The organism is Bifidobacterium sp. LH_449, from assembly GCF_056356755.1.
Genome location: NZ_JBKEUV010000016.1, coordinates 1 through 6,716 on the forward strand (window position 1 = coordinate 1; position 6,716 = coordinate 6,716).

The following is a 6,716-nucleotide window of genomic DNA, read 5'->3' on the forward strand; positions in this document are numbered from 1 at the left end:
ACGAATACATCCACTACTACAACCACGGCCGGGGACAGGCCAGGCTAGGATGGAAAACCCCAAAGGAATACGCACGACAACTAGCCGGCTAAACACGATGTGCGGAATTCGGGGTACACATCAATATCCGGACGCCGATATCTCACCAGCCAGCTCTAAATCCGCCCGGCACAAAGTCGGTGTTTGCCCGATCCATCCTGTTTGCGATCACTTCTGCTATTTACGACGAAGCCATGTTGCTCAATTGGTCGCAAATAGCTGATTTTTCGACCAATTGGGCAACATGGCTTCGTTCGAGATCGCACGTTTGGTCGTTTCCAGGTGACGGGATTAGGAATGGGAAGCAAAAACAGAGGGATGTGCAAAGTCAGAGGCGGCGGAAGACAGGCGAGACGATTCTGACCAAGAAGATGACCATCGGATACGCAAGAGATAGACGTGCCTCCTGCATAGGAGCATAGATAAGGTGATAGTGGGGAAGCTGGGTGAGACAGTGGCGAGGAAGATGGTTGATGCGACTGCGGCGCGTCGTAGTTTCACTTTTTTGTTAAAAAAGTGCTTCTACGATTGACGGTAGGCATTGTTGCCGTCGGCGTGCCGTTCCTGTTCGGGGATGCGTGCATGTGATTGACAGGTACGGGCCTTTCCATACCCAAAGACGGGCGACGGGAATTTCTCGGATCGGACAAAGGCCGATGCTTTCAGGGAAGGAGCAGGAAGATGGCTCGGAACAAGAGGAAGATGACCGGGATGGTTGTCGCAGTCGTGTTGACGATGACCGTCGCTGCCCCGACAACCGCTTATGCGGATGACAATAACGGTACGGCGGAGAATCTGAGCGTGCAGACATATTCTGCATACGGTATTGAGGATTTGAAGGGTACTCAGGCGGTTTGGATTAACGCCGATAAGAGCGCCGATGATTTGGAAGACATGTTGGGAGACTTCTGGACGTAACTCATGAGGCTGTTTACGCTTTCTCATTTTGAGGATTTTGTCCGTTCAGATGCGAACTCAAAACGGTTTTTCGACACTCCGAAAGACCCGACCGCCGCAAGGTTCTGCGATGAATACAATCCGTTAACAATGACCGTCACGGTGAGCCAATCCCAGTCGGCTCAACAAAGACAACCAAAACCGCCATTTTCCAAAGCTCTTCAGCTCAACAAAGGCCGTTGGTTATAACGAGCGTAGGGTGAGGGCGTCGTTGTGGGAATCCGTTTTCGGGCAAACAGAACGACATGCTTGCTAATGTGAGGCATGCGACGTTTCCATTGCGGACATAATCCCGGGGTGGTGGTGCGTTTCATATACGATGGGCGGCATGAGTGTAGCAATGAACGAAGTATGGCCGGCGCCTATCGCCAAACATCCGCTGCATGCGACGGTGACCATTCCGGGCAGCAAATCGCTGTCCAACCGCTATCTGATCCTTGCCGCGTTGAGCGGCGGACCGGTCACTTTGGTCGGGCTGCTTCGCTCTCGTGATACCGAACTGATGATGGCGGCATTGGAAGCGTTGGGCGTCCAATGCGAAGTCGATCCGGATGAAGATACCACGGTAACGGTGACTCCGCCGGCGAACGGCGTGTTCCGTGGTGATGTGGACGTGTTCTGCGGTCTGGCCGGTACGGTGATGCGTTTCGTTCCCGGCCTGGCCATGTTTGCGGACGGGCCTGTTCTCTTTGACGGTGATGAGCAGGCGTATGCACGTCCGATGAAGCCGGTTTTGGATGGTTTGAGCCAGCTTGGTGCCATGATTGAATACCATGGCGAGGAAGGTTTCCTGCCGTTTACGATCATTCCGCCGGAAACGCTGCCGAATGGCGCAACGGTCAGCATCGATTCGTCTTCGTCTTCGCAGTTCATTTCCGGTCTGCTGCTGATCGCCTCCCGCTTGCCGGGCGGCCTTGAGCTGCGCCATACGGGGGAGAAGCTGCCGAGCATGCCGCATATTCGCATGACCATGGAGGATGTGCGCATGGCTGGCGGCTCCATGACCATGCCGGAAACCGCATGCTGGCAGGTGGAGGGATCCGCCCTGTCACTGCCGGGGCGGATCGTCGTGGAGCCGGATCTGTCGAATGCGGCTCCGTTCCTTGGCGCCGCCATGATCGCGGGCGGTACGGTAAGCGTGCCGCACTGGCCATATGCGACCACGCAGCCTGGAGGCCTGTTGCCGGACATGCTGCAGCGTATGGGGGCGATGGTCACGTTGGATGGCATGCCGTTCGCGCAGGCGGTTGAAGACAATACGGATCCGCACGCGTCAGGCTTGCTGTCGGCGACATCGGATGGGACGATTCTGGGGCTGGGCCGGTTCGATATGTCGGCCGCCGGCGAGATAACGCCAAGTATTGCCGCATTGGCGGCGTTGGCCGATCAGCCCAGTGAATTGGTCGGCATCGGCCATCTGCGAGGCCATGAGACGAATCGTCTGGCGGCCTTGGTCACGGAGATCCGTCGTTTTGGCGCGCAGGCGGAGGAATTGGAAGACGGCATTCGGATCATTCCGGTGTCGCGCGATGCGTTGCATGGCGAAACGATGGAAACATATGCGGATCATCGTATGGCGACTTTTGCCGCGATGATCGGCCTTGCCGTGGAAGGGACCGGCATCGTCGACGTGGCGACCACGCGTAAGACGATTCCGGATTTCACGGGCATGTGGACGGCGATGTTGGGGGATTGGCCTACCTGCATGAGAAAGGCCTGATAGGTTGAATTTGACCTGCTCGGAATGGTTGAGGCCCGACCGGTTTTCCCGGTCGGGCCTCAACCATTCATAAAACCGAAGCTCGGCTTATAGGCTTACCGGCATGGCACGCCGTGCCATGCCGGAGATGCTCACTTGGTGAACACGTTGCCGTAGGAATCCTTGCCTTCAGCGGCGATCGCGGCGGACTTGCGGGCGATGGCCAGCTCTTCGTTCGTCGGGATGACGGCGATGACGATGGAGGAATCCGGGGTGGAGATGATGCGCGGTTCCTTGGAACGGGTGGCGTTCTTCTCCTCGTCCAGCTTCACGCCGAACGGGGCGAGCTTGTCGCACACCATCTTGCGCACGATATCATCGTTCTCACCAACGCCGGCGGTGAAGGTGATGACGTCCACGCCGCCCATCTGAGCGGTGTAGTTGCCGATGTAGCCGACGATGCGGTGCACGTACACGTCGAGAGCCAGCTTGGCGTCCTCGTTGCCTTCGGCGATTTCGCGATGGACCTCACGCAGGTCGCCGAAGCCGGTCATGCCCATCATGCCGGAACGCTTGTTGAACAGGGCATCCAGTTCGTCCACGTTCATGTGGGCGTTGCGGATCAGGTGGAAGACGACGGCCGGGTCGATGTCGCCGGTACGGCCGCCCATCATCAGGCCTTCGAGCGGGGTCAGGCCCATGGAGGTCTCGACCGGCTTGCCGTCGATTTCAGCGGAGGCGGAAGCGCCGTTGCCGATGTGCAGAACGATCTGCTTGAGGCCTTCGGCCGGTTTGCCGACAATGCCCGGAACCACGGAGGAGATGTACTCGTGGGAGGTGCCGTGGGCGCCGTAGCGACGGATGTGATACTGCTCGGCGATCTCCTTGTTCAGCGCGTAGGTGCTGGCGGCCTTCGGCAGCTGGAAGAAGAAGGAGGAATCGAACACGAAGACCTGCGGAACATCCGGCAGCAGCGCGCGCATGACTTCGGCGCCCTTGGCTTCCGGGCCGTTGTGCAGCGGAGCGAGAACGGCCAGATCCTTGACCTCGTTGATGGTCTTGTCGTTGACGAGAGCCGGCTGCGGGAAGAGGGAGCCGCCCTGGACGACGCGGTGGCCGACGGCGACGATGCCCGCATCGGCAAGCTTCGGTCCGTATTCATCGAAGAAGCCGAGAACGCGCTTCAGACCCTGCTCATGGTCGTGAATCGGCTCGTTCAGCTCATGCTTTTCGCCATTGAACTCGTGCTTGTAGTGGCCGTCGACCGGTTCGCCGATCTTTTCGACGAGACCGGAGGCGAGACCTTCACCGGTCTCGAGGTCGACCAGCTGATACTTGATCGAGCTGGAGCCGGAATTGATGACAAGGACGGTTTTCGCCATTGTGGGCATCCTCCCATGTATTTGTTTGTGTACCGCGAAAGCGGCTTTCCAATAGATAGATTACTCGTCAGAGGCTACAAGACCCGACATTATCGGGCTTTGCAGCCTCTGCGCGTCCGGCTTCGCGCATTGGACGTCGTGCGGAACGCGCATGCATCCAATGCGCACAGCGGCGGCGTCACTGCGCTTCGATTGCGGTCAGCGCGACGGTGTTGATGATGTCCTGCACGAGCGCGCCGCGGCTCAGATCGTTGACCGGGCGGTTGAGGCCCTGCAGCACCGGGCCGACGGCCAGAGCGCCGGAGGAGCGCTGCACGGCCTTATAGCCGATGTTGCCGGCGCACAGGTTCGGGAACACGAACACGTTCACATGGCCTGCGGTCGGATTGCCCTTGGCCTTGGCGGCTGCGACGGTCGGCGACCAAGCGGCGTCGAACTGGATGGATCCGACGACTTCGAGCTCCGGGGCCTTTTCCTTGACGATGGCCGTGGCCTCTTCCACCAGATCGACGTCCGGGCCCTTGCCGGAGCCGAGGGTGGAGTAGGAGAGCATGCCGACCTTCGGCGTGATGCCGAATGCGGCAGCGGTTTCGGCGGACTGGATGGCGATGTCGGCGAGCTGCTCGGCGTTCGGATTGAGGTTGATGGCGCAGTCGGCGAATACCGCGACATGATCCTTGAAGCACATCAGGAACGCGCCGGAGACGAGCGACTGGCCGGGCTTGGTCTTGATGACCTGCAATGCCGGGCGCACGGTGTTCGCGGTGGAATTGATCGAGCCGGAAACCAGGCCGTCGGCCTGACCCAGCACCACCAGCATCGTGCCGAAATAGCTTGCATCGGTCAGCTGCTTGCGGGCCTGCTCCTCGGTCATGCCCTTCTTGGCGCGCAGCTCGCACAGCTTCGCGACCATCGGAGCAAGCACTTCCTCATCGTCCATCGCCTGGAAACGGGCCTTCTCCAGCGAAGTCAGGCCAAGTTCGGCGCCGCGGGCCAAAATCGCATCCTTGTCGCCGACGATGATCAGATCGACGATGTCGCGGGCAAGCAGATAATCGGCGGCCTTGATGATGCGGTCTTCCTCGCCCTCAGGCAGCACGATGGTCTTCTTATCGGCCTTGGCCTTGCCCAGCAGGCTGTACTGGAACGCGTACGGCGTGATCGGGGCGTCGAACGGAGCGTCAAGCGCCGCCACGACCTCATCGGCGGGGGCGTTGTCGGCGAATGCGGCTGCGGCCTTTTCCGCAGCGCCTTCCTCGCTGAAATCAACGGCGGGAATCGTCCAAACCGGAACGGTGTAATCGGCGAAAGCCTCCTTCAACGCGGTCTTCTGATCTTCCGTGCAGCCGGTGATGAACACGCCCAGCACCTTCGTGCCGGCATCCTCAATGATCGCGGTGGAAGCCTTGACCGTCGCCATCACCTGTTCCGGCGTGCGTTCGATGGTGCAGACGGCGAGGAACACCGGAGACTGCAGGTCGGCCGCGACGTCGGCGTTGAATGCGAACGCGGCGGGATCGTTGACGGGGGAGCGGTCGGTGCCGATGATGACCATGGCTTCGGGCTGTACTGCGGCGACGGCTTCGCTGTATGCGGCGACGATGTCGGCGCGGGAATCGTTCTTATCTTCACGTGCGCGGCGCGGGCAGACCCCGACGGCCTGCTCACGGGTCTGGCCGGCATTGGCGGCTGTAAGCAGCATGTCGGTGAACGTATCCTTCTTGCATACGGCGGGGCGGAACACGCCCGTCTTGGTCTTTGCGGACAGCGCATTGACGACGCCAAGGGCTACGACGTTGCGGCCATTGGCGGCTTCAGGGCTGATGATGGTGACGTTGGTAAGACTCACGTTGTCTCCTTATTCACGAGGATGGTCACAGGTGACCGCTTTGTTACACCGTGAATCATTGTAATGCGTGAACGATAACACGTCATAAGCGTGTTGAAAGAGCGGGGAATAAGCAGGTCCGCATCTACTTTTTGATTGGCGTCCCACCAGATGCGGTATGGCGTTTGATTCGCCAAATGAGCCATGCCGACAGGCTTCCCGCAACAGGAGCGACGCACCAGATTCCGGCCAGTATCCATGCGATTACATAAAAACCGCCTATAGCCACGAAAATCAATGCGGGCGTTGCGATGAGAATGACGGGAACGACTATCCGCCAAAGAGGGCGAGCATATTTGCATAGCAAAAGTTCGAGCAGAAACATCGGCACGCCATGGGAGAACAGCAGCAAAAGCTGGTGCGCAGCCCCGATGTTCAAAGGCAGATCCGCAAAGGCGGTGACGAAGACGATGGTGTAGGCCAGCGCGGTTAGCAGAAACAGCACCGGCACAATCACATCGTATTTGTTTGCGGCAAGTTTCCTCATATACCAAGGATATTCGCATATTTTCAGAAACGGTCGATTGCCGTGCTTGGATTGAATCCTCTGCGACGGGATCGCTTGGTATTGCGATTAAGGCAATGCTGCGATTGATATGGGAGGCGTTATCAATGAACTGCACCCCAAAAGTTGGATTGGAAATATTCTGATCTGATTTTTGGAGGTACGGTTTCTCATGTCACAGGACGGAAGAAGACGTTACAGCGACCGGTACATGCGACGCGTCGCCGGTCTGCTGCGCAAGGGCTG

At 58.8% G+C, this 6,716-nt stretch carries 5 protein-coding genes; 2 read left to right on the forward strand and 3 right to left on the reverse strand.

Annotated elements, in window-relative coordinates; genetic code table 11:
• Positions 1-720: 720 nt before the first annotated feature.
• Both AC1AX7_RS09340 and aroA read left to right on the forward strand, forming a co-directional pair.
• Positions 721-957, forward strand: coding sequence for a hypothetical protein (locus AC1AX7_RS09340; RefSeq protein WP_476509809.1), 237 nt, complete (start codon positions 721-723; stop codon positions 955-957).
• Positions 958-1,324: 367 nt separating this feature from the next.
• Positions 1,325-2,716: a 3-phosphoshikimate 1-carboxyvinyltransferase gene (aroA, locus tag AC1AX7_RS09345; protein WP_476509810.1), complete on the forward strand. Its 1,392-nt coding sequence runs from the start codon at positions 1,325-1,327 to the stop codon at positions 2,714-2,716.
• Positions 2,717-2,847: 131 nt separating this feature from the next.
• Here the strand turns inward: aroA and AC1AX7_RS09350 are convergent, their stop codons facing one another.
• The 3 genes from AC1AX7_RS09350 to AC1AX7_RS09360 all read right to left on the reverse strand — a co-directional run bounded on the left by AC1AX7_RS09350 (position 2,848) and on the right by AC1AX7_RS09360 (position 6,452).
• Positions 2,848-4,077: an acetate/propionate family kinase gene (locus AC1AX7_RS09350; RefSeq protein ID WP_476509811.1), complete on the reverse strand. Its 1,230-nt coding sequence runs from the start codon at positions 4,075-4,077 to the stop codon at positions 2,848-2,850.
• 178 nt (positions 4,078-4,255) lie between these two features.
• Entirely contained in the window at positions 4,256-5,926 is a 1,671-nt protein-coding gene (gene pta, locus AC1AX7_RS09355; protein WP_476509812.1) for a phosphate acetyltransferase, read from the reverse strand.
• 124 nt (positions 5,927-6,050) lie between these two features.
• Positions 6,051-6,452, reverse strand: a complete 402-nt coding sequence (locus AC1AX7_RS09360) for a hypothetical protein (RefSeq protein ID WP_476509813.1) — start codon at positions 6,450-6,452, stop codon at positions 6,051-6,053.
• Between the last annotated feature and the right edge of the window lie 264 nt (positions 6,453-6,716).

What these genes read in the sequence shown, in the direction of transcription:
- AC1AX7_RS09350 (WP_476509811.1), bottom strand. Translation starts at nt 4,077, where the DNA reads ATGGCGAAAACCGTCCTTGTCATCAATTCCGGCTCCAGCTCGATCAAG.
- AC1AX7_RS09360 (WP_476509813.1), bottom strand. Translation starts at nt 6,452, where the DNA reads ATGAGGAAACTTGCCGCAAACAAATACGATGTGATTGTGCCGGTGCTG.
- aroA (WP_476509810.1), top strand. Translation starts at nt 1,325, where the DNA reads ATGAGTGTAGCAATGAACGAAGTATGGCCGGCGCCTATCGCCAAACAT.
- AC1AX7_RS09340 (WP_476509809.1), top strand. Translation starts at nt 721, where the DNA reads ATGGCTCGGAACAAGAGGAAGATGACCGGGATGGTTGTCGCAGTCGTG.